This window comes from Marseilla massiliensis, assembly GCF_023336985.1.
Taxonomy (GTDB): Bacteria; Bacteroidota; Bacteroidia; order Bacteroidales; family Bacteroidaceae; genus Prevotella; species Prevotella intestinigallinarum.
In genome coordinates this window covers 298,243-314,015 of the sequence record NZ_JAMBLP010000001.1, presented here as the reverse complement: position 1 = coordinate 314,015, position 15,773 = coordinate 298,243, and the positions used below count along the sequence as shown (strand labels likewise).

The following is a 15,773-nucleotide window of genomic DNA, read 5'->3' as shown; positions in this document are numbered from 1 at the left end:
TACAACAAACATTATGGAAAAAACATTCATAAAAATTAATCCGGCCGACACTGTCGTCGTGTGCCTGCAACCCATGGCAATGGGCACAACAATCGATGTTGACGGCACTCAAATCAAAGTAAACCAAGATACGCCGGCGGGCCATAAGATACTTATCAAAGACACGCCGCAGGGTACAAACGTCATCAAGTACGGATACCCGATAGGCCACGCAAGGCAAGACCTGAAGGCCGGCGACTGGGTAAACGAGAACAACCTGAAGACCAACCTTGCCGGCACGCTGGAGTATACTTACAGCCCCGTCGACGAGAAACTGGACATCGAAGACGAGAAACTCACGTTCAAGGGCTACGTGAGGAACAACGGCGAGGTAGGCACCCGCAACGAGATATGGATCGTTCCAACCGTGGGCTGTGTCAACGGCATTGCCGAAAAGCTGGCAGCCATGCTCCGTGCCGAGACCAACGGCGAAGGGATAGACTCTGTATATGCATGGCACCACAACTACGGATGCTCGCAACTGAGCGGCGACCACGAGAACACACGCAAGATTCTGCGCGACATCGCCCTGCATCCCAATGCCGGCGGTGTGCTCGTGCTCGGCCTGGGATGTGAGAACAACCAGCCGGAGCAATTCGAAAAACTGCTCGGCGACTACGACCGCGAGCGCATCAAGTTCCTCGTTGTGCAAAAGGTTGAGGGCGACGAACTGCAGGCCGGCATGGAAATACTGCGAGGCCTCTACGCCAAGGCCAAGGCCGACGAGCGGGTGGACGTGCCCGTAAGCAAGCTGCGCGTGGGACTGAAATGCGGCGGCAGCGACGGTTTCAGCGGCATAACAGCCAACCCGCTCGTTGGCGAATTCTCCGACTGGCTCGTGGCCCAGGGCGGAACGACTATACTGACCGAGGTTCCCGAAATGTTCGGGGCCGAGACAATACTGATGAACAGGTGCGAAAACGTGGAGCTGTTCAACCAGACCGTAAGCATGGTAAACAACTTCAAGGAGTATTTCCTCAGCCACGGCGAGCCCGTGGGCGAGAACCCTTCGCCGGGCAACAAGGCCGGAGGCATCTCCACTCTCGAAGACAAGGCGCTCGGATGCACACAGAAGTGCGGCAGGGCACCGGTAAGCGGGGTGCTCGAATACGGCGACCGACTGAAAGCCAACGGGCTCAACCTGCTCTCGGCACCGGGCAACGACCTCGTGGCTTCTACGGCACTGGCATCGGCAGGCTGCCAGATTGTGCTGTTCACAACAGGGCGCGGCACGCCGTTCGGCACCTTCGTGCCTACCATGAAGATTGCAACCAACCCCACACTCGCCGCACGCAAGCCCAACTGGATTGACTTCAACGCAGGCCAGCTCATTGAGGGCAAGCCGATGAAAGAGCTGACAAGGGAGTTCATCGGCAAGATTCTGTCGGTGGCAAGCGGCGAGAAGGCTCGCAACGAAATAAATGATTACCGTGAGATAGCTATCTTCAAAAATGGCGTGACGCTCTGATGGACAGGAAAGGCTTCATCGCTTTAAGCCCCCTACTGGTGTTCATCGGCCTCTATCTGGTCACCTCTATCATTGCAGGCGACTTCTACAAGGTGCCAATAACCGTAGCTTTCATGATATCGTCGATATACGCCATTGCCGTGAGCGGAGGCATTCCGCTCCGGCGGCGCATCGACATCTTCAGCCGCGGGGCCGGCACGGGCAACATGATGCTCATGCTATGGATATTCATATTGGCCGGGGCATTTGCCAACAGCGCCAAGACGATGGGCAGCATCGACGCCACTGTCAACCTGACTCTCGACATTCTGCCAGGAGGAATGCTCTTAGCGGGGCTCTTCCTGGCCGCTTGCTTCATCTCGCTGTCCATAGGCACGAGCGTGGGAACAATCGTTGCGCTGGCCCCAATAGCCGCCGGCATAGCCGAATCCACGGGGGCAAGCGTGCCGATGCTGACGGCCGTTGTCGTGGGCGGGGCATTCTTTGGCGACAACCTGTCGTTCATCTCTGACACGACGATAGCCGCCACGTCGACACAGGGGTGCAAACTGAGCGACAAGTTCAGGGTCAACGCTTTCATAACCATCCCCCCTGCCATCGTCATTCTTGCCTTGTATGCTGTCTTGGGCCACGGCATCGAGGCGCCGGGCAACATCCCCGAGGTTCAATATGCAAAGGTGATACCATACATCGTAGTGCTTGTCACAGCACTGCTGGGCATGAACGTCATGGCCGTGCTCACCGTTGGGATAATGCTCACAGGCGCCATCGGCATTGCCGACGGGGCTTTTGACGTCTTCGGATGGATGCAGTCAATGGGCAAGGGCATAGCCGACATGGGCGAACTGATTATCATCACCATGATGGCAGGAGGCATGCTTGAGCTCATAAAAGAGAAAGGCGGCATCGACTGCATTATCAACGGCATCACGCGACACGTCAACGGAAAGCGTGGCGCCGAGCTTAGCATAGCGGCACTCGTGAGCCTTGTCAACGTGTGCACTGCCAACAACACTGTTGCCATCATCACTGTCGGTGGCATAGCAAAGCGCATCGGCGACAGGTTTGGCATCGACAGCCGCAAGAGCGCAAGCATTCTCGACACCATGTCGTGTTGCACCCAGGGCCTGATACCATACGGGGCACAGATTCTAATGGGCGCCGGACTGGCCTCCATAAACCCGGTCAGCATCATGCCCTACCTCTACTACCCGGCTGCCATAGGCATAGCCGCGGTCTTGGCTATATTGTTCAGATACCCACGCAGATTCTCATGATGGTAATGGAAGTGATACAGCGCAATTTCTTCCGCCTGTTGCGCGGAGGAGCCTTCGGCTGCACGGGCGAGGCAATCGAACCCATGTCGCCATGGAAATGGAATACGCTGTATAACATATCGTTAGTCCACGGAGTGGCAACGCTCGTATATGACGGCATAAAGCTATACGGCGACGACTTCTTCATGCAAATTCCACCAGGCCTGAAAGCCAAATGGGAAAAGACCAAAGACCAGACTGTCAAAGCCTACACTGAAGGCCTTGACGGCCTGGCCAGGCTCTTCGACGCGATGAACCACGAGCAGATGCGCCCCATACTGATGCACGGGCAGAGCCTGGCTGCTCTCTACGACGAGCCGTCGCACAGAACCAACGGCGACGTAGACATCTTCCTGCCCTACGCCCCGCAAGCCAAGAAGGCCGAGGCATGGGCAAAAGCCAACGGGCAACAGGCATGCAAGACCGAGCGAGGCACACTGCAATACTCTTACAACGGCCTTGAGGTGGAACACTACACGCAGGCCATCAGGCTCACCAACTTCTTCTTGAACAAGAAACTGCAGGGCATCATCAACAGGGAGGTGCGCTGCTGCGACTCTACCTACATATACATAGGCGACTCAAAGATTGAAACGCTGCCGCCAACGCTGGGCCTGCTGCTCACAATGTTGCGCATAGCCCACTACACCATCATTGAGGGCATCAGGCTGAGGCAGCTCGTAGACCTCGGCATGACGCTGAGAAAAGCCGGCAACAGCATTGACTTCGTGAAGCTGCAAAAATGGATTGACCAGCTACACTTCAGGAGAATGGCCCAGTTGGAGGGCGCCATGCTGGTTGAGTTCTTCAAATTTGAAGAAGACGAGATACCTTTCATGGACGCCAAGGGCAGCAAAGACACAAAGAAAGTGAACGACGACATATTCAGTTTCAAGGCCGGACACAGCGACGACTGGTACTTCACCCAAGGCAAGAACATATTTGTGCGCACTAGCGACTCGGGGGCGATGACATGGCAACTGAAGCATGTGGCGCGCTTTTTCGGCTATTATCCCGCTGAGTCAATCACGGCCTTGTCATCGTCGTTTGCCCACTCTCTGTCGCACATCGAGGAATAGCCCTGCCGGAAAACGACCTTGGCAAACGCCTGCACGCACATTGGCGATTTCGTCCGTCAACCATACAAAACCCGGAAACAAACAAAAACCCGGAAACATCGAGATGTCTCCGGGATTAGAAAGCTATGATATAACGCGCCTTGCAGCGATGAATCATTCTGCAGCCTGTGCCTCTTCCTGTGCAGGTGCCTCAGCGGCAACCTCCTGTGCAGGAGCTTCCTGAGCGGGAGCCTCCTCCTTCGGAGCGTTCTCTGCAACCACCTTTACAGGCAGCTCAACGGCAACTTCCTTGTGGAAGTGGATTGTTGCAACATAGTCGCCAACCTTCTTGATGTCGCGCATCACGATAATCTTGCGGTCAATGTCGTGGCCGAGCTTCTTCAGTTCGGCAGCCACCTGGGCGGCATTGACAGAGCCGTAGGTAACACCGGTGGCGCTCACCTTTGCTGCTATGGTCAGGGCAACGTCCTTCAGTGCCTCAGCCTTCTTCTCAGCCTCGGCCTTCAGGGCAGCCAGCTTGTGAGCCTGCTGCTTGAGGTTTTCAGCCAACACCTTCTTTGCCGACGGCGAAGCGATGACGCCCTTGCCTGTGGGGATGAGGTAGTTGCGGCCGTAGCCGGACTTAACGTTTACAATATCGTTCTTGAATCCCAGACCGATGATATCTTCTTTCAGTATTATTTCCATTCTGTCTCCTCCTTATTATTTCATCAAGTCAGTTACATAAGGCAGCAAAGCTATCTGGCGTGCACGCTTGATAGCCTGGGCCACACGGCGCTGATACTTAAGTGAAGTGCCCGTGATGCGGCGGGGCAGAATCTTTCCCTGCTCGTTGAGGAACTTCTTAAGGAACTCGGGATCCTTGTAATCGATATACTTTATGCCACTCTTCTTGAAACGGCAGTACTTCTTTTTCTTCGTATCCACTGAGGGTGGAGTCAAATATCTAATCTCTGATTCTTGTGCCATGGTTTAAGCCTCCTCTTTTTTAGCAAGTTTGTTTCTTCTCTTCTCTGCATACTCAACGGCATACTTGTCGAGCTTTACAGTGATGTAGCGAATAACTTTCTCGTCACGACGATAGCCGGTCTCGAGCTTCTTAACGATTGTTGGCTCTGCCTTGAACTCCAACAGGCAATAGAAACCCGTTGATTTCTTCTGAATAGCATAAGCCATTTTCTTCAGTCCCCAGGTCTCTTCGTTCAGAATCTCCGCGCCATTGTCGGTAAGGAGGCTCTTGAATTTTGCGACCGTTTCCTTCATCTGTTCATCAGACAAAACGGGAGTCAAAATGAAAACGGTTTCGTATTGATTCATACTTGAATTGAATTGATTAAATTATTATTTTTGCAAAATGCGGTGCAAAGGTACTGCTTTTCTGCGAAACGGCCAAACTTTTAATGCTTTTTTGCCTGCAATATTGTAAAAAACAGGGCGCCGACCCGCCCGGCACTGCCGCAGGCGCTACGCAATGGGCAGCACGGGGTGTGGCCACAGCACGTCAACAGGCCACCCCGCCCTGCTGCCTGAAGCATGCCGCCACAACCCGCTGGCCTGCAGGACGTTGGGAAACGGGCCGTATGGCAATGCGGAACAGGCCGTATGGCAATGCAAAACGGCCCATGCGGCAATGCAAAACGGCCCGAATGACAGGATGGCCCACCGGCTGCCATTCCGTGACGGGCGGCGAGGCATGCCTTGCCACAAGCCGTCTGCACCAACGGCAGCCCCGCCGAAGCAAGTCAACGGCAACACAAAGCCTCAGCGTCGGATGCAAACGAAAAACAAACAATGGGCTTGGCCAATCTGCAAAATAGCATTATCTTTGCAGCCGGTTGCGCCCGGTGGCAAGACGGCGGGCGCAGGAGAACCATCACTAAAATACGTCAGTGAAATGAAGAATCGGCTGAAAGACATCGGCATAGCCCTCGTGACCATTGGGGCTCTGCTACTTGTGGCAAGCTATTTTGCCGGATGGACCGACAACAACAAGGTGCTGCTGTCTGGCCTCGGCTTGATAATGGCGGGCATAATAATGCACGTAGCTGCAATAAAACACGAGAGCAAGTACTGACCGACGTACCGCCCCGTGGCGTTTGCCCCGGCATGTGGAAACGAAGCAAGCCTGAAACCCGGCAGTTGCCAGTATCGGTTTCAGGCTTGAATCACTTTGTGCGCTTCCGTCCGTCAGCCTTGGCTGCTCCACAATCTGCCGTGAGGTGCATGCCACGGGCCTTCGGGCCGCATCACGCCATCAGTCTTCCTCGGGGGCAATGAGCTTGTAGCCCTTGCCATGAATGTTGATGATTTCAATCTGGTCGTCGTCCTTCAGGTGCTTGCGCAGCTTCGTGATATACACGTCCATCGACCTGGCGTTGAAATAGTTGTCGTCAATCCAGATTGTCTTCAAAGCAAAGTCACGCTGCAATATTTCGTTGGTGTGGCTGCAAAGAAGGGCCAGCAGCTCGTTCTCCTTGGTTGTCAGCTTGGTCTGCTTGTCGCCGATGGTAAGCAACTGCTTCTGTGTGTCGAACGTGAAACGCCCTATGTGGTATATTGTGCTCTCCTTGTTCTTCTTGCCGCGCACGCGCCTCAGTATGGCCTCTATACGGAAAACAAGCTCTTCCATTGAGAATGGCTTGGTGATATAATCGTCGGCTCCGATCTTGAAACCCTCAAGGATGTCTTCCTTCAGCGTCTTGGCAGTGAGGAATATGATAGGTATCTCAGCGTTGGCCGCACGTATTTCCTGCGCGAGAGTGAAACCGTCTTTCTTCGGCATCATCACATCGAGCACGCAGATATCAAACTTGCTCTTGAGGAAAGCCTTGTAACCGGCTTCACCATCGGGGCAAAGCTCAGCCGTATAGCCCTTGGCAGCAAGGTATTCCCTAAGCAGCATGCCTAAGTTCTCGTCGTCTTCGCAAAGAAGAATCTTCAGGTTCTCGTCCATAATCTAAAATTTTAAAGTGTTAATATTTTGTTTGCCAATCAGTCTTTTATCACCGGGAGCGTGATGACGAAGCACGTGCCCTTGCCGTATTCGCTGTCAACGCGTATCTCGCCCTTGTGCAAGTCGATTATCTTCTTCACGTAAGCGAGCCCCAGGCCGAAGCCCTTGGCGTCGTGGCGGTTGCCTGTGTGCACCCTGTAGAACTTCTCGAAGATTTTCTTCAGGTTCTCTTTCTTTATGCCTATTCCCGTGTCGCGCACCGAAAGATAAAGGTGCTCGTCGTCATTCCAGGTCTTGAGGTATATGTCGAGCGGCTTGTCGGGATTCCTGTACTTGACGGCATTGTCCATGAGATTGAAGATAACGTTCTGGAAATGCATCTCGTCTACATATATCTTCGAGTTCACCGCCTCGATGTCGGTGTATATCTTGCCGCCCGTATGCTCCACCCTGAGCGAGAACGAATGGGCCACCCCCTCTACCATCTCGTTGAGGTCGAGCTCCTTTTTCTTGAAGACGGCCTTCTCTTTGTCGAACATCGACATCTGCAACACCTTCTCGACAAGGAACCGCAAGCGCTTCGACTCGTCGTTGATGACGCCTCCGAGGTGTTTCATCATCGTGGGGCTCTTTGTCACGCTGTCGTCGTTGAGCATCTGCGAAGCCAGCGAGATGCTGGCGATGGGCGTCTTCAGCTCGTGCGTCATGTTGTTGATGAAGTCGTTCTTTATCTCCGTATAACGCTTCTGGCGGAATATAACGATTATCGTAAACAGGAAGGTGATGAGCAACACTATCGTAAACACCACCGAGGGTATCATGAACCGTATGCTCGAAAAGATATAACTGTTTATGTCGGGGAAATGTATCTTGAGCACACCCATCTTGGATGAGGGGTCGTTCCTGAACAGAATCTGCGAGTAAGTGTACGCCTCGCCCTCGTCGGTATAGTCTGGGCAGCGGTACACCTCGCGCCCGTCGGTTGTCGACACCGTGAAGTGGTAAGGTATGTTGATGCCGTTGTTGAGCAACTCGGCACGCAGGTCTTGGTCCAGCAGGCGGAAGTTGATGCGCTCCTTCAGCGGGCGGTCGCTCGCCGTGTAGAGTATGTTGTAAACCACTTCGTCGAGCAGTGTCTTCTGATACACATACCTGTTGCGGACAATCTCCTGCAAAGACTTCGACGCTTCGCTTATGGTGTTCTTGTCTGAACGCAGTATTATCGCCTTTGGCACGGCAGAAGGCTTGGTCGTTATGGTCTTTAGCTGGAACGAGGAATACACGGTTCCGTCCTTGCCGGCCACCGCATACTGATGCGAATGCTGCACGACATCATTCAATTTACCGGACCGGGTCATCACCGAATCCTGCCTGAAAGCGCGCCGCTCGGTCTCGTTGACGTCTTTCTCCAAATATCGGAGCGTCTCGTTAACCTCAAGGTTCCTCGACGCTTGATACAAACTGCGATTGACAGATTCATCGAATTGTTCCTTCTTCATCTTCGCCATCTCTTCGATGTACGACAGTTGCATGAAAAGCAATCCCAAGAATGACAGGCCCATCACAATTGCTATCGCCCATATCGTTGATTTTTTCATGTCGGCAAAGATAACTTAAAACCTGAAACTTTAACCCTAATCAGTTAATTATTTCAGCCTCATTTAACATTATTAACCCAAAGGCGAGTTTTTACTTTCATATATTCAATTATATAGAACGGCATCAAGGCAAGGCCTGGAACATTGTCATGCCACCACGCGCCCACGCCCGCGGCAGTGCGGCAAGGCCATGCCGGACCGGCCGCGTTGCCCCACAAAGAGACCGTGGCCACCCGGGATGCCTCTGCCATCAGTTGAATGTGACACACTCCCGGGCCGCCACGGCTCGTAATATCCATCAAAACCAGTCCGGCCCGCCGCACGTATGCCGCAAGGCCAGGGCTTCGTCAATCCTCACTTGCCAGCTCGGCCTCGTGCTCCTTGACAAGCTGCTGCTGTATGTCGTTGGGCACAAGCTCATAGCTTGCGAACTTCGTTGTGAACGAAGCGCGCCCGCCCGTGATAGAGCTGAGTGAGATGCTGTAGTTCGACAATTCCTTCAAAGGAATCTTAGCCTGCAGCTTCTGGTAGCCGGCCTCGCTGTCCATGCCCATTATCATGGCCCGGCGGCCTTGCAGGTCGCTCATGACGTCGCCCATGAAATCGGCCGGCACATATACCTCCAGGTCGTAGATAGGCTCAAGAATCTTCGGGCCTGCCTCCCTGAAAGCGGCGGCAAAGGCGTTGCGGCCGGCAAGCATGAACGACAATTCGTTGGAGTCTACCGGGTGCATCTTGCCGTCGTACACAATGACACGCACGTCGCGGGCATAGCTTCCGGTGAGCGGGCCGCGCTCCATGCGCTCCATCACACCCTTGAGTATGGCCGGCATGAACCTGGCATCGATGGCGCCACCGACAACGGAGTTGATGAACACGAGCTTTCCGCCCCACTCAAGGTCGATTTCTTCTTTGTTCTTCACGTTGATGCGGTACTCCTGGCCTCCAAACTTGAACACTGTCGGGTCGGGCATGCCGTCGGCATAGGGCTCCACGATGAGGTGAACCTCGCCAAACTGACCGGCTCCGCCCGACTGCTTCTTGTGGCGGTAGTCGGCACGTGCGGCCTTGGTGATGGTCTCGCGGTAAGGAATCTTCGGCTCCTCGAACTTGACCTGTATCTTCTCGTTGTTCTCCATGCGCCACTTCAGCGTGCGCAGATGGAACTCACCCTGCCCGTGCACAATCGTCTGGCGCAGCTCTTTGCTCTGCTCCACCACCCATGTCGGGTCTTCCTGGCGCATCTTTATCAGCGAAGCCATCATCTTTTCGGTTTCCTGCTCGTTGACGGCCTTGATGGCGCGCGAGTACTTCGAATTGGGGTATTTTATGAAATCATACTTGTATTCACAGTCCTTGCCGTTGAGCGCATTGCCAGTCTTCACGTCCTTCAGCTTCACCGTGCAGCCTATGTCGCCTGCACACATCTCGTCGACCTGTATTCGGTTGGCCCCGGCGCAGGCAAATATCTGTGCCAGACGCTCCTTCGAGCCGCGGTCGGCATTGGTCAGGTCGGCACCGGCCTTTACCGTACCGCTCATCACCTTGAAGTAAGACACCTCGCCGATGTGCGGCTCCATGCCGGTCTTGAAGAAGTAGAGCGACGTCGGGCCGTTGCTGTCGGCAGCCACCTCCTCGCCTCTTGTGTTGTGCACCTTGGGCATCTCGCTCACAAACGGCACCACGTTGCCAAGGAACTCCATCAGCCGGCGCACGCCCATGTCCTTGCCTGCGCACACGCAGAACACCGGGAAGATGCTCCTGGTCACAAGTCCCTTGCGTATGCCCTCGCGCATTTCGTCTTCCGTGAGGGCCTCTTCCTCGAAGAATTTCTCCATAAGGCCCTCGTCGTTTTCGGCCGCCGCCTCCACCAAAGCCTTGTGCAGCTCCATGGCCTTGGGCATCTCTTCGGCCGGTATGTCCTCGATTATCGGTGCGCCGCCCTCGGGCTTCCACGAGTATTTCTTCATCAGGAGCACATCTATGAGCGAATTGAAGCCCGGGCCTGTTGTTATAGGATACTGTATCTGGACGCACTTCGGGCCGTAGATGTCTTTCATCGACGACACGATGGCATCGAAGTCGCACTTGTCGCTGTCGAGCTGGTTAACGAGAAAGATTACCGGCTTCTTCAGTTTCTCCGTATATCTGAAGTTGTTCTGTGTCCCTACCTCGGGCCCGTACTGCCCGTTGATGAGTATCACGGCCTGGTCGGTCACATTGAGTGCCGTTATCGCGCCGCCCACGAAGTCGTCGGCACCGGGGCAGTCGATGATATTCAGCTTCTTGTTGTTCCATTCTACGTGGAACACCGTAGAGAAAACAGAGTAGCCATACTCCTGTTCCACGGGGAAATAGTCGCTTACGGTGTTCTTTGCCTCAACGGAGCCGCGGCGCTTTATGATGCCGGCTTCGTAGAGCATTGCTTCGGCAAGAGTTGTCTTGCCGCTACCCGCACTGCCAAGCAGTGCAATGTTTTTAATCTCGTTTGTCTGATATACTCTCATATCGTCATAGATTTAAGTTGGTACTTAAGATATAATCGGCCTCTAAGGTAATGTTTTTCTTCGAGAAAGGCAATTAATACAAGGCAAAGTTTTCTGCGGTTAAGCAAAATTAGTATTTTTGCATTAAAATTCAAACTATGCCAGGATTATACGTACACATACCTTTTTGCAAAAGCCGCTGCATATACTGCGGGTTTTATTCGACCACCGACTCGTGTGCCGCAAGGCGATACGTCGACGCCCTGTGCGGCGAGATTGAGTTGCGCCGCGACTATCTTGGCGAGGCTCCGCAAACGATATACCTCGGCGGGGGCACCCCCAGCCAGTTGTCGCCCGAGTTGCTGAGCCGGCTGTTCGGGGCCATCGACACCGGCAAGGCCGAGGAAGTGACGGTGGAGTGCAACCCCGACGACGTCACCCCGCAACTGGCCCAGACACTGGCCGGGCTGCATGTAGACAGGGTGAGCATGGGGGCCCAGACGTTCGATGACGCCAGGCTGCGTTTCATCTGCCGCCGCCACAACGCGGCGGAGGTGGGCCGGGCCGTCGAAACACTGCGCCGGGCCGGCATCGGCAACATCAGCATCGACTTGATATATGGATTCCCCGGCGAGACACCCGGGCAGTGGGCGGCCGACATCGAACGTGCGCTGGCCCTCGAGCCCGACCACATATCGGCCTACTGCCTGTCGTTCGAGGAAGGCACGCCGCTGTACTCCATGCTGCGGCGGGGGCTCGTGGCCGAGGCCGACGAGGAGACCTGCCGGCAGATGTACGATGACCTGGCGTGCAGGATGGAGGCTGCGGGATACGAGCACTATGAGATTAGCAACTTCGCGCTGCCGGGCCGACGCTCAAGGCACAACGGAAACTACTGGCGCGAGGTGCCATATATGGGAATCGGGGCGGCCGCCCACTCGTATGACGGGGGCAGTAGGCAATGGAACGTGGCCGACGTCGACAAGTACATCGAGGCCATCGGGCATGGCGTGGTGCCTATGGAAAGGGAGGTGCTCGACGAAAGGGCGCGATACAACGACAGGGTGATGCTGTCGCTCCGCACATGCGAGGGCATTGACCTCGACAAGCTCTGCAGCGACTTCGGCCGCCACTACCTGTCGGTGTGCCTGCAGGCTGCCGGCAAATACATTGCCGACGGACTGCTCGAACGCCGTGGCGGCCGACTGAGGCTCACCCGACGCGGCATCTTTGTGAGCGACATGATTATGAGCGACCTCATGGACGTGTAGGCAAAGGCGTGGCAGAGCCTGCGGGCCATTGGCTTGGCAAATGCCCCGCCGCGCCGCTGACACAGTGCTGCAATGCCTGCATTATGTAAAGATAAGTCAAAAGGCGGACTTGCACGTGGCACGTCCGGCCAACTGCCTGACAGCCAACCGGTTGGCAAGAAGCGCATGACTGTGATTCAAAACGGCCCGTTCCGCATTGCCAAACGGGCTGTATTGAGGTGCCAAACGGGCCGAACGGCGTGGCCAAACGGCACCGCCCGCATCGCCGGGCACGATTTGTAAGGAAAAGGCACCGTCCGGCCGGGCTTATTCCCACGGCAGCCCGGCCCGTCCAAACGGCAAAGGCCGCCGGCATTGCACCACTGTACAATACCGGCGGCCATCCTCAGCATTATCCCAAATACCTATCTAAGCCTTTGGCGCATGCCTGTCACCTGACAGGCACGTAGCCGCTTTTCATCACAATCTTCTGCCCTGCGTCAGACAGCAAGTAGTTTATGAACGGCTTGACCACATTGTCTTTGTCTGCCGTATAATAGTAATACAGCTCACGGATGATAGGATAAGTGTGGTCTCTGCCCGTCGCCATGCTCGGATAGACGAAGCGCTTGCCGTCGTACGACACCTTTATGGCCTTGACGCGCTTGTTGACATAAGCCATGCCCACGTAGCCGATGGCGCCGCGCGTCTGGCTCACCGACTGTATCACGGCTCCCGTGGCCGGCATCGAGAGCACTCCGGCCATGTAGTTCTTCTCGTGCAGCACGCTGGTCTTGAAAAACTCATACGTGCCCGACGACGTCTCGCGCGAATAAACAATTATCTTCAGGTCTTCGCCGCGCTTGCCGGTCACTGCGTCGCGCACCTGTCTCCAGTTGGTTATCTTGCCCCTGAAAATGTCTTCCAGCTGCTGGCGCGTCAGGTTTGTCACCGGGTTGCCCGGGTTGACAACCACAGCCAGCGCGTCGTATGCCACCACCGCCTCGCGCAACTGCTTGCCGCTCTTCTTCAGTTTCATCCTCTCGCTAAACTTGATGGAGCGCGAAGCCATCGCTATGTCTGTAGTGCCGTCGAGCAAGGCTGATATGCCCACACCCGAACCGCCACCTGTCACCGTGACACGTGCACCCGCATGTTGGTTCATGTATGTCTCGGCGGCTTCCTGTGACACAGGCAACACTGTGTCGCTGCCCTTTATCTTCTGTGCGTTGGACAGTTGCACACAAGCGGCCATCACTGCAATGGCAATCAGTCTTGTAAATTTCATGTCGTTGTGAGTTTATGAATGTCTTGTTGTTTCGTTTACGCCGCGAAATAACAACTAATATGTTACGGCGAATATACACATGTGTTACAATTGCATTACAACCCTCGCGCCGCCCCACATGTAACACAATTGTAACCTCCGTGTCATTGTTTGTTCATTTGCCATGCCTACTTTTGCGGCCGAATGAAGTAAACGGCAATACAAAACAATGAAAAAGGTATTTGAGAAAATTATCAGCGGAATTATCACCTGCAGCGGATTCCTCACCAGCGTGGTGATTCTGCTCATCGTGGTCTTCCTTTTCTCTGAAGGCCTGGGGCTTTTCTCACAAAAGACTATAGAGGAGGGCTACACGCTAGTTGTGAACAAGAGCAACCCCGTTGAGGAGCTTAACGCAAAGCAAATCAAGGAAGTGTTCGATGAGGACGTCACCAACTGGGAGGAGGTAGGCGGCAAGCCGGGGCCAATAATGGTGTTCCGCTTCGAAGACATGCAGAAGTATTTCAGCGAAGAGGAGCTCGGCCCGAACTATGAGAACGCCACGTCCTGCATCAACTCGCTGGTAGAGAAGAACCCCGGCATAGTGGCCTTCGTGCCCGAAGAGTTTGCCGGCGGCGACGGATTCAGCGGAAAGCGGCTTAAAGACCACACTATATCTGCCGGCGAAGTGTTCGGAGGCAACGAATGGTTTCCGACGGCCACGCCCGCAGCCCAGTTCGGATTCATGCCCCTGATACTCGGAACCGTGTGGGTGACTGTGTTCGCCATTCTCTTCGCATTGCCTTTCGGACTGTCTGTGGCCATATATATGTCTGAGGTGTCTTCGGCCAGGATGCGCGCCATACTGAAGCCCGTCATAGAGCTGCTCAACGGCATTCCGTCGGTTGTCTACGGCTTCTTCGGGCTCATCGTGGTCGTGCCGCTGCTGCAAGATGTGTTCGGGCTGCCTGTGGGCGAGAGCGGACTGGCCGGAGCTATCGTACTGGCCATCATGGCGCTGCCCACCATCATCACCGTGAGCCAGGACGCCATGCAGAACTGCCCGCGCTCGCAGAGAGAGGCAAGCCTGGCTCTCGGCGCCTCGAAATGGCAGACTATATATAAGGTGGTGATGCCGTATTCCATCTCAGGGATAACCTCGGCAGTGGTCCTGGGCATAGGCAGGGCCTTCGGAGAGACCATGGCCGTGCTCATGGTTACGGGCAACGCGGCGGTCATCCCGCTGTCAATCACCGACCCGCTGCGCACCATACCGGCCACCATAGCGGCCGAACTGGGCGAGGCACCGGCCGGCGGGCCACACTACCAGTCGCTGTTCTTGCTCGGCGTGGTGCTCTTCTTCATCACGCTGATCATCAACTCGAGCGTTGAATACATTTCATCCAAAAACAAGTAATCATGGACAACAAGAACATAAGCGTAAACAACCACGCACGCAAGATGCTCGCACAAAACGTGGCCTTCACCACGTTCAGGATACTGAGCGGGGTCATCGTCACCATACTTTTCATCATTCTGGCCTTCATCATCATTAAGGGGGCAAGGGTGCTCAACTGGGACTTCATCACCACTCCGCCCACCGACGGCATGAAAGGAGGCGGCATTTGGCCGGCAATAGTGGGAACGTTCTACCTGATGGTGGGCAGTGCGCTCTTCGCTTTCCCCCTCGGCATCATGAGCGGAATATACATGAACGAATACGCATCGCACGGAAAGATTGTCAAGTTCATCAGGATGATGACCAACAACCTGGCCGGCATACCTTCGATAGTGTTCGGTCTGTTCGGCATGTCGCTCTTTGTCAACTTCTTCGGCTTTGGCGACAGCATCCTCGCAGGCTCGCTCACGCTCGGCCTCCTGGCCCTGCCGCTGGTGATACGAACCACCGAAGAGGCCCTCAAGGCCATCCCCAACAGCTTCAGGGAGGGTAGCCTTGCGCTTGGCGCCACCAAGCTCCAGACAATATGGCACGTCATACTACCCATGGGAATGCCCAACATCATTACCGGACTAATACTTGCCCTCGGGCGTGTGTCGGGCGAAACGGCCCCTATCCTGTTCACATGCGCGGCCTACTTCCTGCCGCAACTGCCCGAGAGCGTGTTCGACCAGTGCATGGCTCTGCCCTATCACCTGTACGTGCTGGCCACGAGTGGCACCGACATGGACAAGCAAATACCAATAGCCTACGGCACGGCGCTGGTGCTGGTGATCATCATTCTCTTTGTAAACCTGCTGGCAAACGCGCTCCGCAACTATTTCCAAAACAAGCTGAAAACGAATTAATACAACATAG

The 15,773-nt window shown here is 54.9% G+C and carries 14 protein-coding genes; 7 read left to right on the top strand and 7 right to left on the bottom strand.

Annotation, left to right across the window (positions count from 1 at the left end; translation table 11 throughout):
- Positions 1-13 precede the first annotated feature (13 nt).
- Genes M3089_RS01200 through M3089_RS01190 form a run of 3 tightly spaced genes read left to right on the top strand, consistent with a single transcriptional unit; the run spans position 14 to position 3,902 of the window.
- The gene (locus M3089_RS01200; protein ID WP_205110240.1) at positions 14-1,507 is read left to right on the top strand and encodes a UxaA family hydrolase; all 1,494 of its coding nucleotides are present in this window, start codon (positions 14-16) and stop codon (positions 1,505-1,507) included.
- Positions 1,507-2,784: a Na+/H+ antiporter NhaC family protein gene (locus tag M3089_RS01195; RefSeq protein WP_249081301.1), complete on the top strand. Its 1,278-nt coding sequence runs from the start codon at positions 1,507-1,509 to the stop codon at positions 2,782-2,784. The genes M3089_RS01200 and M3089_RS01195 overlap by 1 nt, the downstream gene beginning before the upstream one ends.
- A complete protein-coding gene (locus M3089_RS01190) occupies positions 2,781-3,902 on the top strand; it encodes a nucleotidyltransferase family protein (protein WP_205110244.1) in 1,122 nt (373 codons plus the stop codon). The genes M3089_RS01195 and M3089_RS01190 overlap by 4 nt, the downstream gene beginning before the upstream one ends.
- Positions 3,903-4,055: 153 nt before the next feature.
- Here the strand turns inward: M3089_RS01190 and rplI are convergent, their stop codons facing one another.
- Genes rplI through rpsF form a run of 3 tightly spaced genes read right to left on the bottom strand, consistent with a single transcriptional unit; the run spans position 4,056 to position 5,219 of the window.
- A complete protein-coding gene (gene rplI / locus M3089_RS01185) occupies positions 4,056-4,589 on the bottom strand; it encodes a 50S ribosomal protein L9 (RefSeq protein WP_205110246.1) in 534 nt (177 codons plus the stop codon).
- Between the two features lie 15 nt (positions 4,590-4,604).
- On the bottom strand, positions 4,605-4,871 hold the full coding sequence (gene rpsR / locus M3089_RS01180; RefSeq protein WP_104368783.1) for a 30S ribosomal protein S18: 267 nt from the start codon (positions 4,869-4,871) through the stop codon (positions 4,605-4,607).
- A 3-nt stretch (positions 4,872-4,874) separates the two neighbouring features.
- The gene (rpsF, locus tag M3089_RS01175; RefSeq protein WP_205110248.1) at positions 4,875-5,219 is read right to left on the bottom strand and encodes a 30S ribosomal protein S6; all 345 of its coding nucleotides are present in this window, start codon (positions 5,217-5,219) and stop codon (positions 4,875-4,877) included.
- A 577-nt stretch (positions 5,220-5,796) separates the two neighbouring features.
- Here rpsF and M3089_RS01170 point away from each other — a divergent pair.
- A complete protein-coding gene (locus M3089_RS01170; protein ID WP_205110250.1) occupies positions 5,797-5,976 on the top strand; it encodes a hypothetical protein in 180 nt (59 codons plus the stop codon).
- A gap of 180 nt (positions 5,977-6,156) precedes the next feature.
- On the opposite strand, the gene rprY is transcribed toward M3089_RS01170, so the two are convergent.
- The 3 genes from rprY to M3089_RS01155 form a co-directional block, all read right to left on the bottom strand.
- Complete coding sequence (gene rprY / locus M3089_RS01165; protein ID WP_205110252.1) at positions 6,157-6,855, bottom strand: response regulator transcription factor RprY; 699 nt, start codon at positions 6,853-6,855, stop codon at positions 6,157-6,159.
- A gap of 38 nt (positions 6,856-6,893) precedes the next feature.
- Entirely contained in the window at positions 6,894-8,453 is a 1,560-nt protein-coding gene (locus M3089_RS01160) for a sensor histidine kinase (RefSeq protein ID WP_249081300.1), read from the bottom strand.
- 347 nt (positions 8,454-8,800) lie between these two features.
- Positions 8,801-10,960, bottom strand: a complete 2,160-nt coding sequence (locus M3089_RS01155; protein ID WP_205110256.1) for an elongation factor G — start codon at positions 10,958-10,960, stop codon at positions 8,801-8,803.
- A gap of 137 nt (positions 10,961-11,097) precedes the next feature.
- Between M3089_RS01155 and hemW the strand changes: the two genes are divergently transcribed.
- Positions 11,098-12,210, top strand: coding sequence for a radical SAM family heme chaperone HemW (hemW, locus tag M3089_RS01150; RefSeq protein ID WP_249081299.1), 1,113 nt, complete (start codon positions 11,098-11,100; stop codon positions 12,208-12,210).
- A gap of 430 nt (positions 12,211-12,640) precedes the next feature.
- On the opposite strand, the gene M3089_RS01145 is transcribed toward hemW, so the two are convergent.
- Complete coding sequence (locus M3089_RS01145; protein ID WP_249081297.1) at positions 12,641-13,477, bottom strand: PstS family phosphate ABC transporter substrate-binding protein; 837 nt, start codon at positions 13,475-13,477, stop codon at positions 12,641-12,643.
- Between the two features lie 208 nt (positions 13,478-13,685).
- Here M3089_RS01145 and pstC point away from each other — a divergent pair, with 208 nt between their 5' ends.
- Both pstC and pstA read left to right on the top strand, forming a co-directional pair.
- A complete protein-coding gene (pstC, locus tag M3089_RS01140; protein ID WP_249081296.1) occupies positions 13,686-14,873 on the top strand; it encodes a phosphate ABC transporter permease subunit PstC in 1,188 nt (395 codons plus the stop codon).
- Positions 14,874-14,875: 2 nt separating this feature from the next.
- Positions 14,876-15,763 carry a phosphate ABC transporter permease PstA gene (gene pstA / locus M3089_RS01135; protein WP_249081295.1) on the top strand — a complete coding sequence of 296 codons (888 nt, stop codon included), beginning with the start codon at positions 14,876-14,878 and terminating at the stop codon, positions 15,761-15,763.
- The last annotated feature ends 10 nt before the right edge of the window (positions 15,764-15,773 follow it).

Coding starts and splice junctions, on each gene's coding strand:
- M3089_RS01200 (WP_205110240.1), top strand. CDS start 14: ATGGAAAAAACATTCATAAAAATTAATCCGGCCGACACTGTCGTCGTG.
- M3089_RS01195 (WP_249081301.1), top strand. CDS start 1,507: ATGGACAGGAAAGGCTTCATCGCTTTAAGCCCCCTACTGGTGTTCATC.
- M3089_RS01190 (WP_205110244.1), top strand. CDS start 2,781: ATGATGGTAATGGAAGTGATACAGCGCAATTTCTTCCGCCTGTTGCGC.
- rplI (WP_205110246.1), bottom strand. CDS start 4,589: ATGGAAATAATACTGAAAGAAGATATCATCGGTCTGGGATTCAAGAAC.
- rpsR (WP_104368783.1), bottom strand. CDS start 4,871: ATGGCACAAGAATCAGAGATTAGATATTTGACTCCACCCTCAGTGGAT.
- rpsF (WP_205110248.1), bottom strand. CDS start 5,219: ATGAATCAATACGAAACCGTTTTCATTTTGACTCCCGTTTTGTCTGAT.
- M3089_RS01170 (WP_205110250.1), top strand. CDS start 5,797: ATGAAGAATCGGCTGAAAGACATCGGCATAGCCCTCGTGACCATTGGG.
- rprY (WP_205110252.1), bottom strand. CDS start 6,855: ATGGACGAGAACCTGAAGATTCTTCTTTGCGAAGACGACGAGAACTTA.
- M3089_RS01160 (WP_249081300.1), bottom strand. CDS start 8,453: ATGAAAAAATCAACGATATGGGCGATAGCAATTGTGATGGGCCTGTCA.
- M3089_RS01155 (WP_205110256.1), bottom strand. CDS start 10,960: ATGAGAGTATATCAGACAAACGAGATTAAAAACATTGCACTGCTTGGC.
- hemW (WP_249081299.1), top strand. CDS start 11,098: ATGCCAGGATTATACGTACACATACCTTTTTGCAAAAGCCGCTGCATA.
- M3089_RS01145 (WP_249081297.1), bottom strand. CDS start 13,477: ATGAAATTTACAAGACTGATTGCCATTGCAGTGATGGCCGCTTGTGTG.
- pstC (WP_249081296.1), top strand. CDS start 13,686: ATGAAAAAGGTATTTGAGAAAATTATCAGCGGAATTATCACCTGCAGC.
- pstA (WP_249081295.1), top strand. CDS start 14,876: ATGGACAACAAGAACATAAGCGTAAACAACCACGCACGCAAGATGCTC.